Genomic DNA, 25146 nt, shown 5'->3' with positions numbered 1-25146 from the left:
CTGACGCGTCATTTTCAGCGTCAGTAGCGACACTTCCCACCATTTTTTCCAACAACTTGTTATATTTTCGTGTTCATACACTTGCATATTTTTAACTCATCGGACATGATTCAGACATAACCGCCAAACAAGTTTAAAGGATTAGGTGGCTCACAATGAAAAGAAGAACAACTATGCTAAAAAAACTTCCTCTGGCTACGGCCATTGCACTGAGCTTTGCGGCATCAGGCCAGGCAGCTGACTTCGAAGTCGGCGATTATGAAATTAAATTTGATTCCATTCTGTCGTACGGCGCGGCATGGCGTATGGAAGATCAGGCTAATCACTTGGTTAGTCCAGCGAATCGTCCATGGGGTACAGCAGGCTCCAGTGTTGGTGACGACGGTAACCTGAACTTTGATAAAGGTGACTTAGTGTCATCCGTTGTTAAAGGCGTACACGATTTAAGCATTGATGGCGGCAGCCACGGTGCCTTTGTGCGTTTCAACTATTGGTACGATCACGTCGTTTCAGAAGAGAACATGGCGCACGGTCACCCGGGCAACAACTACTACCCGGACACCAAACTGAACGACGGCGTGTTTGACGACTACTCACAAGGTAAAGGCGTCGAATTACTGGATGCTTTTGTCTACGCTAATTTCGACTTAGGCGATATGCCAGCCAGCGTCCGTGTGGGCCGCCAGGTATTAAGCTGGGGTGAAAGCACCTTCGTCTTTAACGGCATTAACGACATTAACCCGCTGGATGTTAACGCGGCACGTCGTCCGGGCGCAGAAATTAAAGAAGCGCTATTGCCGGTCGGTATGGTGAGCACCAGCATTGGTTTAACCAACACCTTAAACTTTGAAGCCTTCTACCAGTACGAGTGGGACAACACCAAGCTGGACGGTTGTGGTACCTACTTCTCAAGCGTTGATATCATCGGTGGCCCTGGCTGCGGTAAAGTCACGCTGAACCCGCAGTTGGTTCCGGGCGACCCGGACAGCTATCTGAATGACTTCGAGTCAGTACAAGCGGGTGCCTACATTGGCAGTAACCCAACGCTGGAAGCTTCTGACAGCGGTCAGTGGGGTGCGAACCTGCGTTACTATTCAATGGACTTAGACACAGAGTTTGGTGTTTATTACCTGAACCTGCACAACAATACGCCCATTATTTCGGCTTACAACTGGACTGTGGACCCAGTCCCATTCCAGCAAGCCGCTGGCGCAGCAGGTCAGCAACCGGGTTACACCTGGTCAACACCGAACGGTTACCCGGTTGATGGCCCGCGTTTGGTTATCGAATATCCGGAAGATACCCAGGTATATGGTTTAAGCTTCAGCACCAACTTAGGCTTATGGTCAGTTGCGGGTGAATACAGCTACCGTGACGGTATGCCAGTACAAATCAACACCACTGAAATCTTAACCGCCGGTTTGCGTCCAAACGTGCCAAGCACCTTTGCTGACCGCGTTAACAATGCCGAATTGGGTGAGTTAGCCAATGGTTACGACCGTTTAGATGTCAGCCAGGCACAGTTAAGCTTTGTGCGTTTTGTTGACCGTCTTTGGGGTTCTGACCGCATGACCTTTGTGGGTGAAATCGCAACCAACCAGGTACACGATATGCCGGGTCTTAACGAACAGCGTTATGGCCGCTTGCCGTTATTTGGTAAATGCTTAAGCGCTCAGGACACCGGCGCTGCGGCGAACTCAAACTGCGAAGGCTTTGTGACCTCAAACTCGTGGGGCTACCGTACCCGCTTCCAGTTTGAATACCAGGACGTTTGGCAGGGTTGGGGTTTAACGCCAGTGGTTCAGTTTAACCACGACGTGAGCGGTTACTCTCCAAACAGCAACTTTATTGAAGACCGTAAGTCGCTGGGTGTTAACTTAGTGGCAGATTACCTATCTACTTACAAAGTGAGCCTGGGTTATACCACCTTCTCGGGTAGCGACTATGATGCAACCACTGACCGCGATTATGCGTCAGTTAGCTTCTCTTACGCGTTCTAATACCTTGATTCACACCGTGAATCACGATAAAACCGTCTCTACCGAGGCGGTTTTTTATTTTCCGGGAGAACGACAATGAAAAAATGGTTAATGACGGCGGCAGCACTGGCCTTGTCAGGCACAGCACTCGCCCAGGAAAAGTTCGAATTAGAGGACGTGTTCACGCTTGAATACGCATCATCGCCAACCATTCATCCCAGCGGCGAATGGACCGTGTTTGTCCGTCAGTCCATGGACATTAACAACGACAGTAAAGTCGGACGTCTATGGGCCAGTCTGCCAGATGGTGATCTTCGTCCGCTAACCGGCGGTCAGGGCAGCGAAAGTCAGCCCGTATGGTCACCCAGCGGCGACCGCTTAGCCTATGTATCAACCCAAACCGGCTCGCCACAAGTTCATATCTATTGGGCCGACTCCGGTGACAGCGCGGCCATTACGCAGCTGACTCAAGCACCATCCAGTTTGAGCTGGTCACCCGACGGCAGCCAAATTGCGTTTTCTATGTTTACCCCGAAATCACAGCCGGCTCCGGTCAGCTTACCGGGCAAACCCGAAGGCGCGAACTGGACAGCCGCACCCAAATACGTCGACAAAGACAACTACCGTTACGACGGTGGCGGCTATGCCAAAGACGGTCACCAGCAGCTGTATGTCATACCGGCTACCGGTGGATCGCCACGTCAGCTAACGGACGCCGAATTTAATCATGGCGGGCAATTGTCCTGGTCACCGGACAGCAAACACATTTTCTTTTCGGCGAACCGTCGTGACGACGCTTTCCGCCAGCCAGTGAACAGCGAAATTTATCGTTTAACGCTGAACAGCAAAGAAGTCAAAGCCATTACCGACCGCGACGGGCCTGACAGTTCACCAGAAGTATCGCCAAACGGTGAAAAAATTGCCTTTGTCGGTTACGACGACACCAAAATGAGCTTTCAGGCGTCCAAACTGTACGTGATGAACCTGGACGGTTCGGGCGTGGAAGTACTGACCGGCGAGTTAGATCGCGGCGTTACCGGATTTGAGTGGGATACCGACAGTCAGGGCGTTTACTTTACCTACGATGACAATGGTGTAGGACAGTTGGCCCGTACCACGTTAAACGGCGAACACGTAAAACTGACCGATCGCGTGGGTGGCTTATCTTACAGCCGGCCATACGGCGGCGGTGACTTCAGTGTTGCCAAAGGTGATCGTGTCGTTTTTACCATCTCTAACCCCATGCGCCCGGCAGAGCTCGCTCTTTGGGAAGACGATAACGTCCGTCAGCTGACGCGCTTAAACGAAGACGCACTGGCGCACAAAGAACTGGCTAAAGTGGAAGAAATTAACTACAAATCCAGTGTCGACGGCATCGATTTGCAAGGTTGGATAGCTTACCCACCGGGTTTTGATAAGGACAAAGACTACCCGTTAATGCTGGAAATTCACGGTGGTCCGCACACCAACTACGGTCCGCGCTTTGCTGCTGAGATCCAGCTGTTCGCCGCTGCCGGTTACGTGGTGCTGTACACCAACCCACGTGGCAGCACCAGCTACGGCTCGGACTTTGCTAACGAAATTCACCACAACTACCCAAGCAACGACTACAACGACTTAATGGACGGTGTGGACGCGGTTATCGACAAAGGCTTTATTAATGAAGACGAGCTGTTTGTCACGGGTGGCAGTGGCGGTGGTGTGCTAACCGCCTGGATTGTCGGCCATACCGATCGCTTTAAAGCCGCGGTTGTGGCGAAGCCGGTTATTAACTGGTACAGCTTTGTGCTAACCGCCGATATGTACAACTTCTTTTATCAGTACTGGTTCCCGGGTCTGCCGTGGGAGAATATGGAACATTACATGAAGTATTCGCCTATTAGCTACGTAGGTAATGTGACTACACCAACCATGCTGCTGACAGGGGAAAACGACTACAGAACCCCCATGTCAGAAACCGAGCAGTATTATCAGGCATTGAAGCTGGAAGGTGTGGAGACCGCCATGGTCCGCATTCAGGATTCAGGCCACGGTATTTACGCGCGGCCCAGTAACTTAATGAACAAAGTTGCCTACATTCTGCATTGGTTCGATAAATATAAAGGAACAACGAAGTAGCCTGACATTTATGTCAGGTGAGATATCTGCTTCAATGTTCTGACTTTTCAACATCGTCACCGCGCTTACTTCGGTAAGCGCGTTCATACAGCTTAGCTTCGGTCAGAAAGAAGTGAAACGCATCAATATTGGCCTTAATAAATCCGCGCCATCCGGCTAAGAACATACGGCGAACAATGTAGAACTTAAAGAACATTAACGGGAATATCAGCAGTACCCGCGCCAAACTGCAATGCCGGCCGCGTTCTTCCCGCTGTTTAGCCTTCAGCAGGGAGTATTTGTTCAGCTTATCCATGTAGCCATGGGCTGAGTCGTAACCGTAATGCTTAACATCTATAGGCAGGTGAGCCAGCGGCGGTTCGACCTCAATGTGCTCATGTACTTTGGTTGATGTATTCCACTTCGATTTAGACTTGCGGTACACCCGGCGAAAACGATGATGGCGGTGATATGGCAGCGAATGCCCCATAAAAATATCATCGTGGGCCAGATAAATGCCGTTAATATCGTCTTTAGCAATGCGTTGCTGAACCTGCTCAAATGCACCCTCTGGCAGCACTTCGTCACCGTCTAAGTTAATTACCCAGTCGTTCCGACATTGTTCTAGAGCAAAAGCCTTTTGCTTTGCATAACCTAACCAGTCCTGATGAATAATGCGGGCGCCGTGTTTTTCAGCAATACTGAGCGTGTCATCGGTTGAGCCTGAGTCTACCAATACAATTTCATCGGCGTTTTTGACACTGGCCAAGACTTCATCCAGGTGCCGACCTTCGTTTAACGTAATTAAGTAAACACTGATGTTTGGAATCTGGGTTTGCTCAGACATGGGTAACCTTGCGCATCTTTAGTTGAGAATTCAAATCATATCGTTTTATCATACAAAAACAATAACAACGGAACCATCAATATGCCGTGGAGCGACCTCCTTGCCGAGGAAAAGCAAAAGCCTTACTTTCAAGAACTGTGGCAGCGTGTCGAACAGGCTCGCCAGCAAACCCAGGTGTATCCGCCAAAAGAAGACGTGTTCAACGCGCTTAAGCTGACCGACCCGGAAAACGTTAAAGTGGTGATTTTAGGGCAGGACCCGTACCACGGACCGGGGCAGGCACACGGGTTAAGTTTTTCGGTACCCGAAGGGGTTAAGTTTCCGCCGTCGCTGCGCAATATGTTCAAAGCCATTGCCATCGACTACCCCGACACCGTATTGCCAAAACATGGTGACTTAACCAGCTGGGCAAAGCAGGGCGTGTTGCTGCTGAATACCGTGTTGACCGTCGAGCAGGGCAAGGCACACAGTCACGCCAGTTGGGGCTGGGAAACCTTTACCGATACGGTTATCAGTAAAGTGTCTGAAGCAACTGAAAACGTGGTGTTTTTGCTGTGGGGCTCGCATGCACAAAAGAAGATACCGCTCATTGACGGCACCAGGCACCATATTCTGACCGCGCCGCACCCGTCGCCACTGTCAGCGCACCGCGGCTTTTTCGACGCCAGCCACTTCCGCAAAACCAACGATTATTTGCAGCAACACGGTCGTCAGCCTATTCGGTGGGTGACATAACAGCGGTTACACAAACCGCTTCAGCAGCCGCGCGACCATGGGGTGCTCAAAGGGGCGCTTGAGGGTAATACCGTAAAAGTGCTCGAACACATTGGGCAGGGTTAAATAGCGTTTTAGCTGCCCATTGTTCAGCTCATCCCGTACGACAACATCGGGAATCACCACCAGCGCTCCGGTATCCCTGGCCAGCAGTCGCAACATCGCCATGTCATCGGCTTCGGCCAGTACCCGCGGTTGCCAGTTGTATTCAGCACTGAGCATATCGAAAGCTGAACGCAGAGGCATGTTCTCAGGCGGTAACACCCAGTTTTTATTGCGCAACGTGGCATCGGTTAAATTCTCAATCGCGCTATCCGGCGGCCCGATAATCGACACCGGCTGTCGCGCCAGTAAGCGACTCTGCCACAACTGCTTGTCACTGCCGCGCACATTGGTATTCGCCAGCGCAATATCAATTTGATGATTTGCCAGTTCGTTAAATAACTGGTCGGGCGTCATGGAGTGCAATCGGTACTGTACGTCCTGCTGGTGCACTAAATCATGAATAAAGGCTTCCACAAAGTTACGCGACATGGTCGAGGCATGGCCAATACGAATCACCAGATCACTGCCGTCCATACCCTGCTTTAACTGCTTGATTAAATTATTGCCTTCCTGAAAAATGCGGTCCGCGTACTGGCGTGCAATGTATCCGGCCTGAGTCAGCACCAGCTGGCGGCCCTGGCGTTCAAACAGCGGGGTGCCCAGCCACTCTTCCAGCTGTTTTATCTGCGCCGACAACGCCGACTGCGACACATGAAGTTTCTGCGCCGTTTGCGTTAAGTGACCACTTTCGGCCACATGCCAGAAGTAATAAAGATGCTTGTAGTTCATCGCTCTCTCCGGTGCCTCTAAGAACCGTCTTACAAACCGTTCACTTAAAGCGAACAAAAACATAGTTTATATCTATTTTACTTAACATCAAGTCAGCGCCCATAATGACTCCAAATCAAACTCACGGGGCGCATGAATGGCAGAGTGGTTGACAATATCCGGCGTACGGCCAGTTTTACTGGTGCTGGTGGCTCTATTGGCCTGGGTGGTGACAAGCTACGCTATCCGAAACTTCCGGCTTGATCCGCGCCGGCGCGCGTTCGTTACCAAGCTTATAGCGTGTTTAACCGCCGTATTTGTCCTCATTGTCAGCAACAACATTGTGGTGTTCTTCGCCGCGTGGATGGCCATTAGTCTGCAACTGCACTGGCTGCTGATGTTTTACCCGGAACGCGACCGCGCCGTACTGGCCGCGCACAAAAAGTTTATTCTGGCGCGCTGCTCCGAAGCTTTTCTGGGTACGGCTTTTGTCATCATGTACTTAACCACGGGCAGCCTTCAGCTCGACACCATACTGCAGCAGTTCGGTACCAGCCCCACCGGTATGACTCAACACATTGCGGCGCTCTGTCTGGTGATGGCGGCGCTGATAAAGTGCGCGCAGCTGCCCCTGCATGGCTGGTTGATTCAGGTGGTCGAAGCACCCACACCGGTATCAGCTTTGCTGCACGCAGGCATTATCAATCTGGGTGGTTTTTTGCTGCTGGCTACCGTACCGCTATGGAGCAACAGTGCCGTTGCGCTCTGGTTGCTGTGTCTGGTGTCGGCGGCTTCCTGTTGTTTTGCCGCCTTAATTATGGCCACACGCATCAGCATTAAAGTGCGTCTGGCCTGGTCTACCAGTGCTCAAATGGGACTGATGCTGCTGGAAATTGGCCTGGGTTATTACGACTTGGCCCTGCTGCACCTGGTCGCGCACTCGGTTTATAAAGCCCATGCTTTTTTGTCGGTTAGCGAAGTGGCGGTTATCAAACAGCCAACTGCGCGTTCTATCTGGCGGGTGGGTGTGGTCTTCCTGGCGTTTCAGGCGCTTGTTGCGGCCGCCTGCTGGTGGCTGCTGGGTAACCCGAAATGGCTGCCGTCGGCCTTGTTAGCCATGGCACTGACCACCATCTGGATGAATCTGCATCAATGGCCGCTGCGCCTCAGTGTCTCTGCACTGGCCATAGCCGCGTACCTTATTCTGGGCACAGTGGCACAGCAAGTCATCGAACCACAACCGGCGTTTGGCCGTGTCTGGCTGGAGCCTGTCATTACCCTGTTGTTTAACCTCTTCGCGTTCACTTACTGGCTGGTGCATCACACGCCGTCGCACCGGCTCAGTCAGCGTTGGTTCATTACCTTAAACGCCGGGCTGTATCTCGACGAGTGGCTGACCCGTCTGGTGTTGTGGCTCTGGCCCAGTCATCCCATTCGTTATTACCAACGGCAGCGGCGCGTTCGGCAGGAGAAGCAGGCATGAGTACAGTCAATCGTTTTGTCTCGATAGCAGAACAGGTCAGCCACTCTATTGCGCCGCAATGGCCGTTGTCACAATGGATAGCGGTAAACCCCTTTTGGCATTACCGGCAGCAGCCGCTGGCCGACGTGTCTGCGCACTGGCGCTACTGTGCAGGCAGTCGTTTGCTGATGAGCCCGGAATTTTATTGGCAGCAGTGGCAACAAAACCAAATTGACGCCGGGCTGGTCACCGACCACATGGTGCACGAGTTACAGCAGCGTACCGCAGCGAAAGAACCGCTGCCGCAATGGCAAAACCTCAGCCGGTTGGTGGACAAATACCAGCAGCGTCGCCGAAAAATGCGCTGGAACGACGAAGTGGTGCTGCAAATAAGCCAAACCTGCGGCTTGTTTATGCAGTTCCCAACACGGTTTCAGCAAGCCGGTAAAGACAGTTCGCTGTACCAACACTGGCTGAGCATTTCCCGCGCCGACCGCGGTATCGAAACCCTGATGGACGAGGCCGAGTTAAACGACTTATTTGCCAAGCTGCCGGACGATCCGCACCAATTGATTCACGAGTGTCAAGCCCACTTTCTGAGCGATGCTTCGGACTACGCACTGCGTTGTTACGGTCAGGCACTGATCAGTGACTTATGGGGCTGGGCGGCGGCATTCGCGTATCAGGACGAGCGTCAGGGCAGCCAGTGGGTGTTTGAACTGCTGTGCATTCGGTTAGCCTGGGAATACATTCTGTGGCAACTGGCAGAACGCACCAACACGGCGGTTTACCAGCAGTTGCAACAGGCGTTGGCCGCACAGGTTGATAATTGCGAAGAGCAGGTCGCCCATATTGAGCAACATAACGCGGTACTGTGGCAGTGGCAGGCGGCGTACGAGCGTTCGCAACTTAAGGCGTTGCAGTTCAGCCCGGACATTGATGACTCACGGCATTTAACCAGTAAAACGCCCGATGTACAAGCCGTGTTTTGCATTGATGTGCGCTCAGAGCGCTATCGCTGCGCACTAGAGCAAGCCGGGCGGGCTTTTGGTTTCGGCATTCAGAGCAAAGGGTTTGCCGGGTTCTTTGGTGTGCCGCTGGCACTGCAGACCAAAGAGCGCGACGTGCCTCATGCGCCCGGGTTATTGCAGCCTTCGTATTACATCAAAGCGCCGGAACCTAAGCACTCGGTCACTTCATTGTTGAGCAATTTATTCAATACGCCGGTATCGATGTTCAGCGGGGTTGAGGCGCTCGGGCTCAGCAAATTGAAAACCTTACTGACCGGCATACCCGGCCAGCTGGCAACCGCCAATGGCGGCAGTATTGCCGAAGGCACGGTGTGTGAGCGCAACGGCGAGGCGTCACTGGATACCCTGGTGAGCTTATGCCAACAGGCGCTGGCGGGCATGCAGTTTGACACTTTTGCTCAGCACATTGTGCTGGTCGGGCACGGCTCGCACCATAGTAACAACGCTCAGCGGGCCGGGCTCAATTGCGGTGCCTGCGGCGGTCAAACCGGCGCTTTAAGTGCCCGTGTACTGACCCGGCTACTGAACGACAGCGCTATTCGCGAGCAATTGCGTGAGCGCGGTGTGGGTATTCCGTCGGCCACGCGTTTTTATTCAGCCCTGCACGAAACCGTGACCGACCAGGTGGTGTGGCTGACCCGAACTGTACCAAGCGAGGTCAAACGGGTATTTCGCGCAGCCACCGAACGGTTAACCGATACCGGCATGAAATCCCGAAAGGATCGGAAGAAGCGTTCGGGGCACTGGGCCGAGTTACGCCCCGAATGGGGGCTGGCCGACAACAATGTGCTGTTTTTCGGGCGGGCGAACCGGATAACCTCGGCAGAAACCCTTGGCAGTAACTTTCTGCACGACTACTACAGCGAGCGCGATCCCAACGGCGAGTTATTAACACAACTGCTGAGCGCACCGGGGCTGGTTGCCAACTGGATCAACTGGCAATACTACTGCTCGGTTACCGACCCGAAGCAACTGGGCAGTGGTAATAAACTGCTGCACAACCGGGTGGCCAATGACATTGGTATTTTCGAAGGCAATGGCGGTGACCTGCGGCAGGGGCTGGCCTGGCAGTCGGTGCACGACGGCACCGACTTTGTGCATCGGCCCATGCGGCTGCAGGTGATTATTGAAGCCGATGAAGCCACCATTGAGCGGGCGCTGGCCGGCGCTACCGCATTTAACGAATTATTTCAGCAGCAATGGATCAATCTGTATCGACTGAATACACGAGGTGAGCTATGTCCAGTAATGACAAAGTAATGTCGGCCAATGCGACGACCTGTTATACCCTGAAAACCTTTTATGACTGTGTTCGTTCGCGCCCATTTAACCAGCCGTTTATCTTACGCTACAGCGACGGTAGTCTGGATAAGGGCTTAAACTCTGAAGAAGCCGCAAAAGAAAGCCTGCGCACGCACGACAACCCGTATTTGAAGCAGCCGGTGGTTATTGAGTGGTAGCCTGACATGTCAGATTACATTCACCCGTTCAAATGAATCAACAAAGAAACCCACAGCAAATCAAATCTATTCACTAGTTCTAATGAATTTATTTGATTTAACCCAAAAAAGACTCTATATTCACTCTGTTGCGTGAATTAGGAGCTGCTATGTTGTTAGAAGCAAAAAACACAAAGGTTATTGGAACAATTGCTAAAGTTGTGCGGCAACAGCAAGATCTGGATCAAACTACGGCAGGTTCTTTCGCTGGCTGTGGTATTAATTTCGTTAGCCAGTTTGAGAACGGAAAACCAACTGTGCAGCTGGAAAAAGCGCTTAACATGCTCTCAGCGTTGGGTATAAAGGTCTATTTAGACATACCCGAGAGCTCGTATAGCCAAAAGCTACATGAGTTAACCGGTGCTAATAAGAATGAGTGAAGCTATAGTTGAAGAACGCCGTCTTGTCGTTTATATCAACGATGATATTGTCGGCGAACTGCGGGAGCATAATGGCTTATGGGTATTTGAATACGCACCCGACTGGCTCAGTAAGCCGAATCGTTTTCCTCTAACCCCATCGCTTGTTTTAAGGCAGGAAGTGCATACCGATACCGGGACCAAGCGTCCTGTTCAATGGTTTTTTGATAACCTGTTGCCGGAAGAGAAAGCCCGTGAGGTTTTGGCAAAAGACCATCAACTGGATAAAGAGGACGCATTTGCGCTTTTAGAGGCTATAGGGTCTGAATCAGCAGGTGCTATTACCTTGCTAAAACCAGATGAGAAACTGCTACCGGGTGAACTGTTTCTCTTGTCGGACAAAGAATTAAGCGAACGAATTCGAAAATTGCCGAAAACACAGCTCAATAATAAAGAACGTAAGCGCATGTCGCTTGCTGGCGCACAGCATAAAATGTTGTTGGTAATAAAAGGAAAAGAGCGTTTTGAGCCAAGCGGGCAGGTGCCATCAACGCATATTTTAAAACCGGAACACTCTGAACCGGGCTCATACTGGTTTACTGTGCGCAATGAACACTTCGTAATGACATTGGCCGACCAGTGCCAGTTAACGGTTCCACGGGTTGCTATCGATTACATCCCTGAACCGGTCTACATTGTTGAGCGCTTTGATCGTACTGGACAATTACCTAATATTAAGCGGCTTCATGTTCTGGATGGTTGCCAAATTCTCGATATTTCTGCATCGGCTAAATACCGGGCAAGTAACGTCACTGCGCTTAATAGTTTAATTGCAATGACGAGAGCTCCGGCACAAACGGCAGTCCGTTTGTTTCGCTGGGCGCTGTTTAATTTCCTTGTTGGTAACGGTGATGCTCACTTAAAAAACATGACTTTTTCATACAGTTTGAACGACTGCCAACTTATGCCGCATTACGATCTTTTATCCACGGCAGTTTATGCCGCTGGCGGTGAGCATATCAATGAAGAGCTGTCTCAGCCATTGGGAAGTGCCAGGAGCTTTGGGCAAGTCACCCGCGAAGACGTGTTAGTTTTCGCGCAAGAGCTTAGGTTAAGTCAGCGTGTTGCAGAGCGTGAAATAGACAAACTTTGCGCTCAAATACAACAGGAAGCAGATGAACTTATTGCGCAGATCGAAGCATTACCTGTTTATGAGCAAAAGGCTGGTGAATTGCAACTGTTGCGTAATATTCGGTACCGGTGCATTGGGGAGTTTGTCGCCCAGATTACCTGACACCAAATACGTAGCCTGACATGCACACTACGTAGCCTGACATTTATGTCAGGTGAGATATCGTTCCTGACGTAAACGTCAGGTTACCTCCACCCCATACCTTTCTCTAATTTTTGCCGCCAGCGCCAACCGCGCATCGGCTTCGCCATGAATCAACCGTATCCGCTTAACCGGCTGCTCGGTAGCGTCAATAAAGTCGAGCAGCTCCTGCTGGTCGGCGTGAGCGGAGTAACCACCCAGAGTGTAAATGCCCGCTTTAATCCAAATGCGCTGATGGTCTAACTCCACATAACCGCCTTTAGGGCCGTAAGCCTGAATGTCGCGCCCCGGCGTGCCCGCCGCCTGATACCCCACAAAAAGCACATCGGTGCGCGGATCGGGCAGTAACGCTTTTAAATAGCTGAGCATGCGTCCGCCGGTACACATACCGCTGGCGGCAATCACAATGCAGGGGTCACCACTGCTTTGCAGGTAATTCACAATGCGCTCATGTTCGCTGTGCTCATCCACCGTCAGCAGGCGATCAAAATTAAGTGGGTGGCGGTTTTCATTCAAACGCTTATGGGCTTCTTCGTCCCATAAATCCTTCATTGCCCTGTATTGCCTGGTAAACTGCGCCGCCAGTGGAGAATCGAGAATTACCGTCATTTTGTCCCAAAGAGGATCTTTCGTACCGGTTTTCGCCTCTTGCTCACGGGCGTTATGAATAATGTCTTCCAGCTCGTACAAAAGTTCCTGCGTACGGCCAATGCTAAAAGCCGGAATTAAAATGGTGCCTTTGTTTTCAACGCAACGCTCCACTACCGACTTTAGCCGCTGAGCGCGATCAGCCCGCGACTCATGGTTCTTGTTACCATAAGTACTTTCCAGCAATAAAAAGTCGGCACGCTCTAATGGCGTAGGGTCGGGAAGCAGAGGCGTGTTTTTACAGCCTAAGTCACCAGAGAACACCACGCGGTAGTGAGTGTTCACATTTTCAATTTCGACATAAGAAGAACCCAGAATATGGCCCGCCTGGCGAAAGCGCAGTTTAAACGGCTCAGCAGCAAACTCGGTGGGGAGATCAAGCCATTGGTCATAACCAACGGGGTTTAGATGGCGCCGCAGCCGGGCAATAACCGCATTAATAATCTCAGCGTTACGGGTTAAACCGACTTTTAAGGCGTCTTCAATAACTAGTGGCAGTAATAGCGCCGTGGCTTTGGTGCAATAAATGGGGCCATTAAAGCCCGCAATAAGCAACCAGGGTACGCGGCCAACGTGGTCAATGTGGCAGTGGGTTACGACCAGAGCTTGTACCTTGCTTATATCAAAGTCTATTTCCTGCGCGTTGGCATCGGCACCCGACCCCGAGGTTTCAGCCCCTTGAAATAACCCGCAGTCAATAAGCAGTGAGTGGTCACTGTCTAACAAAAGCTCGTGGCACGAGCCGGTAACCCCTTCAAATGCACCGTGGTGAATGACGTCCATGTTCTTTGGTTCCTTTTCCGCTAAATAAAATAACAGTGTAAGAAAATGTAAAATCAGTAGTTTAGCTGCTATAATCATATTGCAAATCACCCAAAAGGGCGATAACGTAGCACCCAGTAGTCAGCGATGTCTGACTCGATTGGCCAATCGAAGTTCACGAAACACATAGAGGTGTTTATATATGAAAAAATTAGCAATAGCATTAGCAGGCATGGTATTTGCGGCAACTCCGGCATTAGCGGATCCGTTACCACAGCCTCAAGCGGATGGTTCAGAAAGCACTAGCGGCGGTAGCGCCGGTGGTATTGGTGCAATGTCAACTGAAGCTCTGGTTTTTGCTGGTGTTGCAGTAGCAGCTACAACAGCTGTAGTTACCGACAGTGGCTCAGATCCAGAAGTCGTTGATCCACCAGTTGAAACAACTACAACAACGACTACAACAACGACCACAACGACAGGCGGTTAATACGTCAGGATTTCTGTTTAAAGTTGTAGTAAAGATTAAAAAACCGCTGTCCATTCAGCGGTTTTTTTTATACCGTAATTAATATTGTCGAATTAAGGTTACTCTAAGAATCATGTCTTTCGTTCAGAAGTCTCTAATTGCTTTGCTTCTGGCTCTATTAATGGCCGGTTGTGGCGGGCGTGTTGATGGAATGAAAGAAACCATCCGCTATTCAATTTATGGTTCTCCTGACGTTACCTTGTCGGCTGAAGAAATGGCGAAGCTTAAATATGCCTCGCAGTATATCAAGCTAACGGAACAACCCCGGGCTATGGTTGTACTGGGTTTTGACGACAACAAAGACTATCACTGGTTATCGGGCGAAAAAGAAACCGTTGTTACGCGCTATGGTCGTTTAGTGCGCACAGCTGGCCTAGATAAAGGCAACGATAATATCGATAGTGACATTCGTTACGTGCGTAATATTGAGCAAGATCCGCTGAAGTGTTTCGTTCAAAAAGCGAATTATAAAACCTGCGATAAAAGCTGGGTAAGCCAGGTAGAAATAGGCGACGGAAGCCACACAAAACGCTTCAGTATCAAAGCAGAAATAAAACGAATTTCATCAACAACAGTCACACTGCCCAATAACGAAAAAGTTGATGCCATTAAAGTTGAAGAAGAACTGACGGCGACAAACCATCAGACGACTCAACGGTTTAATAATACGTTTTGGCTCGACAGCCAGAATCAGCGTGTCCTTAAAAGCGAACAGGGACTGGTGCCGGGGTTCCCGGTTATGCAAATGGAAGAGCTGAAGTCATACCCAGTTGACTTAGAAGCGAGACAATAAAAGAATGTCTAATATTTTTCTAAGACTTTGTGGTTGCTTGCTGGTAACACTGGTCGCTAGCGTTCAGGCAGCCGCCGATACAAATCAAGTCACGTTAGACGTTGCTGGAGAAAAGCCAGTAACTTACGACCTTCCGGATAACATCCGTCTGGGAGAGGTAATAGAGCGTAGCCTTCCGAATAAAAACATTTATTGGCCAGCGGCCCGTTTGGGATCAAAACATCTGCAAGAAGAGCTTGAACGCGAGCGACTCAAGCTACTTATGCGGCTTGATGACCTTAAGCAGTACGCGCAAAATGACAACCGCAAAGCGCTTTACGGAGCCAGCTCACAAGTTTATAAGCAAGTGGAAAATATCCCGCTAAAAGCCGCTTATTACCTGGGTATTCCCTGGGAGACAATACGGGTAGATGTTGAGAGTAACCCCCGGCTTAATGAAAAAGAGCAAGAGCACTCTCATTTTCTATTAACGGTTCACGAATACCCGGACTTCTACCGCTTATTGGGGCTCACGGCATCGCCTCAGGGACACAGCTTACCGGCTCCTGAAAAAGCGTTATCTCTAAAAGACATTATGTCCCGGCAACAGCTGAGCTCAGTTGCCGATAATAGCTACTTATGGGTTATTGCTATCAATGGGGATGTCAGCTATCAACCGTCAGCAAGCCATAATGCACAACAAGCCTCTAACTGTTACACGCACAACCCCAAAGCGCCATTGAGCTTAGGTACAGGTAAGCAGTGCTTTCCTCAAGGAAAAGTACCAGCTGGCTCGGTTATTTTTGTCGGGTTTGCTAAAAGCGAGTTGCCAGAGCAATTCACTGACATTAATCAACAAATTGTACAACTACTAAAGCATCATAATTATGCGCAGAATTAGCACCGTACTGGGCCTTTTTGCCGTATCAGTAACGGCTTATGGGCAAGATATTTCCCCTAATCTTTACCATCAGCCTACGCAGATGGACATGGGAGGTGTCGGCTTAATGCAAATGCCGACAGCCCGTATGAACAGGGCCGGCGAATTTACAGCGCTTTATTATGATAATGAAGAATACCGCCGCATAGCATTGAGTTTGCAATTGTTTCCCTGGCTGGAAACCACTATTCGTTACAACGACGTTCGTACTCGACTGTACAGCGACAACCCAGACTTTAGTGGTGACCAAACTTATAAAGACCGCGGTGTGGACGTAAAGTTAAGGCTACTAGAAGAATCTGTTTATTTACCTGAAGTCAGCATCGGTTTGCGGGACTTTGCCGGTACTGGACAGTTTTCCGGCGAGTTCATAGCTGCATCTAAGCGCTGGAATAATTTCGATTTCACCTTAGGTTTAGGCTGGGGCTACGTTGGCCGACGTGGCAACTTAGACAACCCCTTTTGCGAAATCTCCGATGAATACTGTGAGCGTCCTGCGGGTTTTCAGGGTAGTGGTGGTAGCTTTGAATACGACGAATGGTTCCGCGGTGATATGTCCGTTTATGGTGGTGTTGAGTACCAAACGCCCTGGGAACCGCTTTCGGTCAAGTTAGAGTATGACGGAAATGATTACACCGATGAACCATCGCGCACGCCCATTATACAAGACTCGCCATGGAACCTGGGCTTACACTACAGGGTGTCTGACAACCTGAATCTTCAGGTCAGTTATGAGCGCGGCAATACCATCATGTTCGGTTTCAACTTACGCACAAACTTTAACAGTATCAGTCAGGTTAAACGTCGCGAGCGCAAGCGTAGTGGTAAACGACTGGTTAATAATCCACCTCCTGAAAACATTAAAGCCGTCGAAAGCGAAAACTTACGTAACGGCTTAAGAAAAGAAGGGGGCTGGTACGCACAGTCTTTGCATATTAGCGACGACGGAAAAACCTTAACCAGCTACGGCTCCCAACATGCTTTCAGAGACAGAAAAATGGGTGCTGAACGCTCGGCAAGGGTGTTGGCGTCTGAAGTGCCGGAAAGTATCGAAAAATATCAGTTTATTGACACCACAATGACCATGCCAACAGGCAAGGCAACTGTCGATGCCAATAAGCTGAAAGCTGCAATGCGCGCAGAAGATATGACCACACAAGCGCAGGAAGCTATTGCGTTTAGCGACGTTACAGAACAAGAGCAAAAGAAGAACTTAGCTGGAGACTACCTGCACCAACATGAGTTTGAAGTAGGCAAGCCGGCCTTTGGTGCTCGTCCTTATATGGAACAAGCATTCGGTGGTCCTGAAAACTTCTATATGTACCAGTTGCGTATGGACGCCGACATGAACTGGGCCCTGTCGCCACAGCTTATTGTCGATGCCGAGGTATCGTTTAATTTATTAACCAACTACGATGAGTTTAATTACACAACTCCGACTCGAAAAGCGTTCTTACCCCGAGTTCGAACCCGCATTCGCGAGTACGCGACACAGTCCGATGTGTGGCTGCAGAACTTACAGGCCACTTATGTTAAGCAATGGAATAAAGACATGTACAGTTCGGTCTATGGTGGTTATTTAGAGCGTATGTTTGCCGGTGTTGGCAGTGAGGTTATGTATCGCCCCTATGAGTCGAACTGGGGCATTGGAATGGATCTTAACTGGGTGAAACAACGCAGCTTTGAAAACGCACTGGGTTTTCATGACTACAGTACTGTAACTGGGCATATAAATGGCTACTGGGAACCTGAATTTTTTGATGACACTCGTATATACGTTTCCTACGGTAAGTTTCTGGCGAAAGACAACGGTGTACGCGTTCAGTTCGAGCATAAATTTGACAGCGGAATTATCGTTGGTGCCTTTGCGGTAAAAACAAATGTGTCAGCAAAAGAGTATGGTGAAGGCAGTTTCAACAAAGGTTTCTTTATTAGCATTCCTGTCGACTTGTTCCAAATAAGCGACAGTGTTGGCCGTGCCACATTCGGCTGGACACCGTTAACACGTGACGGCGGCCAAATGCTCAGACGATCGAGAACTTTAATGGGTATTACTGATGGACGTGAACGTTTTTACAGCAACTAATTTAATACTCAGGCAAACGAATGCCGTTTTACTCTGGATAAGCACTACCACGCTAGGTAGAATACCGGACTGGTACACAGAAGTAGCAAGCGGAAAAATGGATTTATCTGCGCTTTAGGAGCAGCAACCTAAGGGCGGTAGCGTGTCTAATTGGCTATAGCAATTTCTCATGGAATAAAATGTGTTATGAAGATTAATATATTAAAAAGTAGTTTACTACTTGCTGCTGTGGCTGTCTCAGTGGCAGGGTGCAGTAATCAGTCAAACGATAGCGATAGCTGGTGGCACAGTAGCAAAAATGTCGACTACCTGACGCCCGAAAGTGCCGATACAATTAAATACGCGCAAGCGGGTGAAGCTCTGACAATTGTTGATATGAGCAGTAAAGAAAGAGATGTTGTTATCGACTACCGATACTTTGCTGCCAGTGGTCGAGACTGTCTGCGAGTGCATGAACAGCAACAGAAACAGGAACTTGTTATTTGCCAGTATGACAATAAAAAGTGGGGAGTCAGCCGTAGCTTTGGTGTGGATGGCTCCGCGGAGGGACTGCAATGAGTCGATTAATTAAAGCGGCCGGCCTGATTTTTTCTGTTGTTTGGTGTTTCAGCGCACAAGCTCAGGACCCATCTCAGCTTAGCGAAGAGCAACGTCAGCGTCTGGAGGAAATGAGAGACCAGCAACAAAACCAGTCCTCCTCTTCTGGTGCAGGGCAGATGCCAGTTTCCAATGCACAATTGCCGGCCGGCTCGGCCATGCAAGGAAACTTTCAACAGCCGGCTCCTCGCAGTAGTTGGCGTACAGGCACCTATGGTCCGGTTATGAGTGAAATGCTGGATGACGAAGAACGAGCAGAGATCCAACCCTTTGGGGCCTCTCTTTTTGAAGGTGGATTCAGAGGCCTGCGCTCTGATGGGCTAAACCCCGAATACCGAATTATGCCTGGAGACCAAGTTACCTTGCGAGTTTGGGGAGCAACAGAAGTAGACAGCGTGCTGCCTGTGGATGCACAAGGCTTTATTTTTATTCCTTCGGTTGGGCCTATTCAAGTGCAAGGTACTAGTCAAGGCCAATTAAATTCAGTTGTTGAAGGCGCTATCCGCCAAATTTATCCGGACAATGTCAACGTTTACACTAACGTTCAGGGCGTTCAGCCAGCTGCCGTTATGGTTGCAGGTTATGTGGAACGTCCGGGTCGGTATGCCGGAGTCCCATCAGATTCAATTTTGTACTTCCTTGACCAAGCCGGTGGTATAGACGAGAAACTGGGTAGTTATAGAAAAATTCGACTTATGCGCAATGGCGAGACAATAGAAACACTTGATCTCTATGAGTTTCTGCTTAAAGGGACCTTAGCACACCCTCAGTTACAGGAAGGTGATACGCTGCTGGTTGAAGAGAAAGGCTCCCAGGTCACAATCTACGGAGACGTAGGTCGGCCTTATCATTTCGAACTAAAACAGCCAAAAGCAAACGGCAGCGAGGTGCAGAAATTTGCCCGGCTTGATGCGGGCGTGTCGCACGCATTGTTGGTTGGTACCCGTAGCAGTGGTCCTGTTGCAGAATATGTACAGCTTGAACAACTGCAAACTATGTCATTGACTGATGGTGATGAGCTGGCCTTTTTTGCCGACCAGCGTGCTAAAAATATTGTTGTACAACTGGAGGGCAAGTATTTAGGTCAGTCCTATTTTGTTCTTCCCAAAAATGCACGATTGCTGGAATTCTTGAATAGTGTGGAAATCGACCCATACGAAACAGATTACGAGAGCATTTCCATACGTCGACAAAGCGTGGCTGAGCGGCAGAAAAAAGCGCTGGAAGAAAGTTTAAGACGCTTGGAAAACACTTATCTTGGTGCATCCTCCTCAACGGCTGAGGAAGCCAGCATTCGAGCGCAGGAAGCCGAGCTTATTACTCAGTTTGTTGAAAAAGCACGTGATACAGAACCCTCTGGGCGTTTGGTTGTTGCCAATGACGATCAGCTGGTCGATATACGTTTACAGCATGGTGATGTCATTACTTTGCCGGCACGCACCGATTCGGTTCTGGTAAGCGGTGAAGTTTACGTACCGCAATCAGCTGTTTTTGTCGAGGACAAAACGGTGGATGACTACATTAAGGGCGCGGGTGGTTTCACTCAACGTGCCGATGAAGACCGTATTCTTATTGTGCGTCAAAATGGTGAAGTGATTGCAGCCGACGATATTTCACTACGTGCTGGTGATGAAATACTGGTTATTCCTGAAGTGACGACAAAAAATATTCAGTTAGCCTCATCGATTTCACAAATTTTGTATCAAATAGCGGTTGCGACAAAAGTTGCGCTTGACCTGTAAGCGCTCGGTTTAAAGGAATATAAAGGATGCAACGGTAACATCGTTCGCTTATGAGCATAAAACCCATTAAATCGCGTTCTCCTTACCTGGTTACCTGGCATGTTTATGCCGCGCTGTTTATGCGCGAATTTACAGCCAGGTTAACACAGGACAGGTTTGCTCCGGTCTGGTTGTTCATTGAACCTATTTTGCATGTATCCGTCATGGTTGCGGTAAGAAATTTAATTGGTCGAACCCGGTTGGTGCCAGGTGCCGACTTTATTCCCTGGTTAGTAGTGGGAGTTACCACTTTCATTCTGTTCAGAACCTTGTGGAACAAAGGAATGACAGCCATTACCCGTAACCGAACGCTGTTTTCTTATCGTCAGGTTCATCCTGCCGATACTGTAGTGGTCAGCAGTGCCATGGAATCCAAATTACAAAGCATTGTGCTTTTAATGATGATAGGTATTTTTACCGCACTGGGGTTTGACTTAATACCACATAATCCGCTTGGCGTTATGGAGGTTTGGATAGCGGTGGGATTACTAGGACTGGGCTTTGCGTTATGTTTTTCGGTGTTAGTGACCTTTTTCCCTGAGTCAGCCAAAATTGTCAGTTTGATATCTCTACCTCTTTATATGTTGTCGGGTGTTATTATTCCTATTCAAATGCTACCGCATAGTATTCAACAGTACTTGCTTTACAACCCCATGTTGCATGCCATTGAACTTATCCGTGGTGACTTTTTCGCAACTTATCATATGGTTCGTGGGGTAGAGCTCAGTTATGTTTACGAGTGGGCTATTTGCACCATTTTACTCGGGCTGGCTTTGCAGGTTCGTTATAAAGTTCGGATGATTTCACGCTAATGCAAGAGCCTCCAATGATAGAAGCGCGCAATGTCTGGAAGCGTTATCACGGTCCCTTTGGCGGCGATTGGGTTCTTAAAGGTCTGAACTTTCAAATCCCCCGGGGCGTGTCGGTTGGTATTGTCGGTAAAAATGGTGCTGGTAAATCAACCTTGTTGCGCATGATAGGTGGAATGGACGCGCCAGATAAAGGTGAGATTATTGAACGTTGCCGTATATCCTGGCCAATTGGTCTGGGCGGCGGGTTCCAGCAGTCAATGACGGGTCGTCAAAACGTTAAATTTGTGACCCGCATTCAGGGGGGGAATAAGTACGTTGATCAAATTATTGAAGAAGTACAGGCGTTTGCGGAAATCGGCAAAGCGTTTGACCAACCTATAGCAACCTATTCCAGTGGTATGAAGTCGCGCTTGGCCTTTGGCTTGTCACTTGCGTTTGATTTCGATGTGTATCTGTCAGACGAAGCAACTGCTGTGGGCGACGTGACCTTTAAGAAAAAGGCCACCAAGGCGTTTAAAGACCGTATAGGTCGCTCCAGTTTAATTATGGTGTCTCATCAGGTGAAAATTTTGCGAGACTTATGCCAAGCCGGGATTTTCTTGCATCAGGGCAAAGCCATCTGGTACGACAAACTGGACGATGCACTTGACGACTATTATGAAAGTATTGGCCAAAAGCCCACGCACCGGAAAAAGAAAAATCAAGGCAAATACGCACATGAAAATCTCGATGATGATGAGGATTAAGCTTTGAAAACCTTTGTTAAAACACAGCCACATTGGGTATTAGCGCTTATTTTAATTTTTGGTGCTGCCATTTATTGGGGGCTTATAGCAACTGACCGTTATGTATCGCGCGCGCACATTGTTTTGGAAAGCCCAGAAGTGAACATGTCCAGCATGAACATTTCTTCTTTACTGAGTGGTACTCAAGGCTCGGGTGACTTACTGCTTTTACGCGACCACCTGTTGTCGGTCACTATGCTGCGCAAGTTACAGCAAGATCTCAACTTACGTGAACACTACGCGCAGGGCTTTATTGACAGCTGGTCGCGTTTAGAGGCGGAAGAAGTCCCTATTGAAGTTTTTCACGAGTATATGCTGAATTATATTAGTGTTGAGTTTGATGAATACGCCTCCATTTTAAAAATTCAGGTGCAAGCTTTTGATAAAGCAATGGCGCAGGACATTGTCGAAGCGCTGCTAGAAGAAGGCGAACAGCACATGAACTCAATGGGACAGAGGCTGGCGCAAGAACAAGTGGATTTCATTGAAGAGCAAGCAACGGTTGCCGAAGAGCGCTTATTTGAAGCTAGAGACCAAATGCTGCAATTTCAAAATGAGCACGGCTTAGTATCACCTAGTCAAACGGTCGAAGCTATTTTTATGACGGTGTCCCAGTTAAAAGCACAATTGGCGAGCCTGGAAGCGCGCAAAAAGGCCTTAATGAGCTACCAAAGTGAGCGCTCTTCAGAAATTATACGGCTGAGCAGTGAAATCAGCTCGCTTGAGCAGCAAGTTGAAATAGAGCAGGCTAAAATGGCGCGACAAAGTGGTGATGCGCTGAATGAAACCTCTTCTCGTTTTGAAACTCTGCAACTGAAGGCAGAATTTGCGCTACAACTTTACACTAATACAATCACTGCGTTAGAAAGCACCCGCATTGAAGCTGCACGTAAATTAAAACAGGTATCGGTGTTGGAGTTTCCAACCTTGCCAGAATATTCAACCAGGCCAGATCGGCTTTATAATATTGTTGTGTTTTTACTTTTTACGGTTTTTATTGCCGCTATTGCTCACTTAGCCCGCGCTATTATTCGTGATCATAAACATTAAACCACCGGTTTACATTGTTGGCGTAAAGCGCTTTTGGAAGCCCAGCTGGCAGCAGTTTTTTGGCTATTTAAAGCCGCAGTTTGTTGCTAAACCCAGCCAGGTACCAAGCGGTGCCAGTGCATTAATATGGGGCGTACAAACGCCAACAAGCGCGTTTAACAAAAACGTAACTCTGTATCGGGTAGAAGACGGCTTCTTGCGTTCAGTAGGCTTAGGCGCCGAATTTGCCCGCCCGTGCTCTTGGGTTGTCGACAGCCGGGGCATGTATTTTGACGCAACCCAGCCTTCGGACCTGGAGCATCAGTTACAACACGGCAAGTTCACGCAAGACGACAAACAACGAGCCGACGCACTTATTCAGCAATTGAACACCAGCGGCGTAAATAAGTACAACACCGGCAACAACCACTGGCAGCGGCCAACAACCGACAAGCGAATTATTTTAGTACCGGGCCAGGTAGAAAGTGACGCCAGCATTCAGTTAGGCTCACCGGCTGTAAAAACCAACATTGGCCTGCTGGAGCAAGTACGCACACAAAACCCGGACGCTTATATTATTTACAAACCGCACCCCGACGTCGTCGCCGGTGCCAGAGCCGCCGGGCAAGGTGAGGAACGCGCCAAACAGCTGTGTGACGACTACGTAACCAGCGCCAGTATTAATCAGGTGTTTGCCGCCGCCGAGGAAGTACATACCCTAACCTCGTTGAGCGGTTTTGAAGCGTTGGTACGCGGTAAAAAAGTGCATTGCTATGGGCAGCCATTTTACAGCGGCTGGGGGCTTACTGAAGACCATAACCCGCAACCGCGACGCACAAGACAGCTGGCACTGAACGAATTAGTTGCCGCTACGCTTATTCATTACCCTATGTACAGGCTGGCTAACAGCGGCTCTAAAGAAGTAACACCCGAACAAGTGATAAAATGCTTACAGAAACAACGACAACAACAAACGAGCATTACCGCAAAGACACTGGCACTACCCAGCCAAATGCTGAAAAAGTCGGCGCGCAAGCTGCTGAACCTGTGGCGGTAAATAGCTCAGCCATGAACAAACCCGAGCACATTGCCTTTGTGGGTAAAGAAGTTAGCGTTATGTTGGGGTTTCGTGGTGAGCTTATGCACGAACTGGCTGCAAAAGGCCACAAGGTGTACGCATTTGCTAATGACTACACCAGTTCCAGCGAGCTTAAAATTCGAGAAATGGGTTTTATACCCGTGCGTTTTTCGCTGAATGGCTACTCAATGAACCCGCTTGGTGAGTTGCGAACGCTGTGGCAGTTATACTGGGCATTTAAAAAGCACCGCATTACCACTAGCTTTTGCTACTTTGCCAAGCCCTCAATTTACGGCACGTTAGCCGGCTGGGCCGCACGCGTACCGCAGCGTATAGCCAAAATAGAAGGGCTGGGGCGCACCTTTACCCAGGGCCGGCACAAACCCAACCTGCGCATGCGATTTGTCCGAAAAATGCAATGCCTGCTGTTCCGTCTGGCCCTGCCGCGCAGTACCGCACTTATTGTGTTAAACCACGACGACCAAAAAGACTTACAGCGTCATTGCAATGTGGACCTGCCCAACACCGTAGTGTTAGGCGGCATAGGCGTGTGTTTAGAGCGCTTTAGCCACTCTCCTGTGCCGTTAACGCCGCTCACTTTTACCTTTGTCGGGCGCTTATTAAACGAAAAGGGCATTCGTTATTTTCTGGAGGTGGCCGAACGCATAAAAGCGCGCCACCCAGAAGTGCGCTTTTTAGTGGTAGGGGCGGCGTCAGCCAGCCATGGCGTGTCGCAAGTAGAGCTTAACCACTACGTGAAAAAAGGCATTATTCAGCACCCCGGTCAAGTTGAGAACGTAGTGCCTTATATCGAATGCAGTAGTGTGTTTGTGCTGCCGTCGTATTATCGTGAGGGGTTGCCGCGCAGCACACAAGAAGCACTGGCTATTGGGCGTCCGGTTATCACCACCGATGCACCCGGCTGCCGTGACACGGTAGACCAAAACATTAACGGCTACCTAGTGCCGCCGCACGACGTAAATGCGCTAGAGCAGGCCATGCAAAAAATGATAAATAACCCTAACTCGCTCGTTGCTATGGGGCGAGCGAGCCGTAAAATGGCAGAAGAACGGTTTAATGTGCGCGACGTAAACCGTCGCTTAGTTAAAATTTTGAATTTGTAAACGGAATACCTA

General features: G+C 49.5%; 22 protein-coding genes. 19 read left to right on the top strand and 3 right to left on the bottom strand.

Annotated features, from left to right (window positions below; genetic code table 11):
• Nucleotides 1-155: 155 nt before the first annotated feature.
• Nucleotides 156-2000: a DUF1302 domain-containing protein gene (locus CWI78_RS04680; RefSeq protein ID WP_244213074.1), complete on the top strand. Its 1845-nt coding sequence runs from the start codon at nucleotides 156-158 to the stop codon at nucleotides 1998-2000.
• Nucleotides 2001-2075: 75 nt separating this feature from the next.
• Nucleotides 2076-4097 carry a S9 family peptidase gene (locus CWI78_RS04675; RefSeq protein WP_126780737.1) on the top strand — a complete coding sequence of 674 codons (2022 nt, stop codon included), beginning with the start codon at nucleotides 2076-2078 and terminating at the stop codon, nucleotides 4095-4097.
• A gap of 31 nt (nucleotides 4098-4128) precedes the next feature.
• Here CWI78_RS04675 and CWI78_RS04670 read toward each other — a convergent pair whose 3' ends face one another.
• Complete coding sequence (locus CWI78_RS04670) at nucleotides 4129-4923, bottom strand: glycosyltransferase family 2 protein (protein ID WP_126780735.1); 795 nt, start codon at nucleotides 4921-4923, stop codon at nucleotides 4129-4131.
• A gap of 81 nt (nucleotides 4924-5004) precedes the next feature.
• On the opposite strand from CWI78_RS04670, the gene ung reads away from it, so the two are divergent.
• On the top strand, nucleotides 5005-5658 hold the full coding sequence (gene ung / locus CWI78_RS04665; RefSeq protein ID WP_126780733.1) for a uracil-DNA glycosylase: 654 nt from the start codon (nucleotides 5005-5007) through the stop codon (nucleotides 5656-5658).
• Between the two features lie 6 nt (nucleotides 5659-5664).
• Here ung and CWI78_RS04660 read toward each other — a convergent pair whose 3' ends face one another.
• The gene (locus CWI78_RS04660; protein WP_126780731.1) at nucleotides 5665-6531 is read right to left on the bottom strand and encodes a LysR family transcriptional regulator; all 867 of its coding nucleotides are present in this window, start codon (nucleotides 6529-6531) and stop codon (nucleotides 5665-5667) included.
• Nucleotides 6532-6667: 136 nt separating this feature from the next.
• Between CWI78_RS04660 and CWI78_RS04655 the strand changes: the two genes are divergently transcribed.
• From CWI78_RS04655 to CWI78_RS04635, 5 genes are all read left to right on the top strand, one after another.
• Nucleotides 6668-7993 (top strand): NADH-quinone oxidoreductase subunit L, encoded by a 1326-nt coding sequence (locus tag CWI78_RS04655; protein ID WP_126780729.1) that lies wholly within the window; start codon nucleotides 6668-6670, stop codon nucleotides 7991-7993.
• Nucleotides 7990-10263 carry a putative inorganic carbon transporter subunit DabA gene (locus CWI78_RS04650; protein ID WP_126780727.1) on the top strand — a complete coding sequence of 758 codons (2274 nt, stop codon included), beginning with the start codon at nucleotides 7990-7992 and terminating at the stop codon, nucleotides 10261-10263. The genes CWI78_RS04655 and CWI78_RS04650 overlap by 4 nt, the downstream gene beginning before the upstream one ends.
• The gene (locus CWI78_RS04645; RefSeq protein ID WP_244213073.1) at nucleotides 10242-10463 is read left to right on the top strand and encodes a hypothetical protein; all 222 of its coding nucleotides are present in this window, start codon (nucleotides 10242-10244) and stop codon (nucleotides 10461-10463) included. Before CWI78_RS04650 ends, CWI78_RS04645 begins: the two co-directional genes overlap by 22 nt.
• 149 nt (nucleotides 10464-10612) lie before the next feature.
• On the top strand, nucleotides 10613-10882 hold the full coding sequence (locus CWI78_RS04640; protein ID WP_126780725.1) for a helix-turn-helix domain-containing protein: 270 nt from the start codon (nucleotides 10613-10615) through the stop codon (nucleotides 10880-10882).
• Nucleotides 10875-12155, top strand: a complete 1281-nt coding sequence (locus CWI78_RS04635; RefSeq protein ID WP_126780723.1) for a HipA domain-containing protein — start codon at nucleotides 10875-10877, stop codon at nucleotides 12153-12155. Before CWI78_RS04640 ends, CWI78_RS04635 begins: the two co-directional genes overlap by 8 nt.
• 78 nt (nucleotides 12156-12233) lie before the next feature.
• On the opposite strand, the gene CWI78_RS04630 is transcribed toward CWI78_RS04635, so the two are convergent.
• Entirely contained in the window at nucleotides 12234-13625 is a 1392-nt protein-coding gene (locus CWI78_RS04630; RefSeq protein ID WP_126780721.1) for an MBL fold metallo-hydrolase RNA specificity domain-containing protein, read from the bottom strand.
• Between the two features lie 181 nt (nucleotides 13626-13806).
• Between CWI78_RS04630 and CWI78_RS04625 the strand changes: the two genes are divergently transcribed.
• From CWI78_RS04625 to CWI78_RS04575, 11 genes are all read left to right on the top strand, one after another.
• Entirely contained in the window at nucleotides 13807-14091 is a 285-nt protein-coding gene (locus tag CWI78_RS04625) for a hypothetical protein (protein WP_126780719.1), read from the top strand.
• Nucleotides 14092-14203: 112 nt separating this feature from the next.
• Complete coding sequence (locus CWI78_RS04620; protein ID WP_126780717.1) at nucleotides 14204-14923, top strand: YjbF family lipoprotein; 720 nt, start codon at nucleotides 14204-14206, stop codon at nucleotides 14921-14923.
• 4 nt (nucleotides 14924-14927) lie between these two features.
• Nucleotides 14928-15803 carry a capsule biosynthesis GfcC family protein gene (locus tag CWI78_RS04615; protein WP_126781040.1) on the top strand — a complete coding sequence of 292 codons (876 nt, stop codon included), beginning with the start codon at nucleotides 14928-14930 and terminating at the stop codon, nucleotides 15801-15803.
• Nucleotides 15790-17928 (top strand): YjbH domain-containing protein, encoded by a 2139-nt coding sequence (locus tag CWI78_RS04610; RefSeq protein WP_126780715.1) that lies wholly within the window; start codon nucleotides 15790-15792, stop codon nucleotides 17926-17928. The genes CWI78_RS04615 and CWI78_RS04610 overlap by 14 nt, the downstream gene beginning before the upstream one ends.
• 186 nt (nucleotides 17929-18114) lie before the next feature.
• Nucleotides 18115-18486 carry a DVU3141 family protein gene (locus CWI78_RS04605; protein ID WP_126780713.1) on the top strand — a complete coding sequence of 124 codons (372 nt, stop codon included), beginning with the start codon at nucleotides 18115-18117 and terminating at the stop codon, nucleotides 18484-18486.
• The gene (locus CWI78_RS04600; protein ID WP_244213072.1) at nucleotides 18483-20267 is read left to right on the top strand and encodes a polysaccharide biosynthesis/export family protein; all 1785 of its coding nucleotides are present in this window, start codon (nucleotides 18483-18485) and stop codon (nucleotides 20265-20267) included. The genes CWI78_RS04605 and CWI78_RS04600 overlap by 4 nt, the downstream gene beginning before the upstream one ends.
• A 50-nt stretch (nucleotides 20268-20317) precedes the next feature.
• A complete protein-coding gene (locus CWI78_RS04595) occupies nucleotides 20318-21118 on the top strand; it encodes an ABC transporter permease (RefSeq protein ID WP_126780711.1) in 801 nt (266 codons plus the stop codon).
• 14 nt (nucleotides 21119-21132) lie between these two features.
• Nucleotides 21133-21864: an ABC transporter ATP-binding protein gene (locus tag CWI78_RS04590; RefSeq protein ID WP_126780709.1), complete on the top strand. Its 732-nt coding sequence runs from the start codon at nucleotides 21133-21135 to the stop codon at nucleotides 21862-21864.
• Nucleotides 21865-21867: 3 nt separating this feature from the next.
• A complete protein-coding gene (locus CWI78_RS04585; RefSeq protein WP_126780707.1) occupies nucleotides 21868-22953 on the top strand; it encodes a KpsE/RkpR family capsule polysaccharide export protein in 1086 nt (361 codons plus the stop codon).
• Nucleotides 22937-23989 carry a capsular polysaccharide export protein, LipB/KpsS family gene (locus CWI78_RS04580; RefSeq protein WP_126780705.1) on the top strand — a complete coding sequence of 351 codons (1053 nt, stop codon included), beginning with the start codon at nucleotides 22937-22939 and terminating at the stop codon, nucleotides 23987-23989. The genes CWI78_RS04585 and CWI78_RS04580 overlap by 17 nt, the downstream gene beginning before the upstream one ends.
• On the top strand, nucleotides 23878-25134 hold the full coding sequence (locus tag CWI78_RS04575; RefSeq protein ID WP_126780703.1) for a glycosyltransferase family 4 protein: 1257 nt from the start codon (nucleotides 23878-23880) through the stop codon (nucleotides 25132-25134). The genes CWI78_RS04580 and CWI78_RS04575 overlap by 112 nt, the downstream gene beginning before the upstream one ends.
• Nucleotides 25135-25146 lie beyond the last annotated feature (12 nt).

The organism is Idiomarina ramblicola (assembly GCF_003987255.1).
GTDB lineage: Bacteria > Pseudomonadota > Gammaproteobacteria > Enterobacterales > Alteromonadaceae > Idiomarina > Idiomarina ramblicola.
This window is presented reverse-complemented; position numbering and strand designations above follow the sequence as displayed.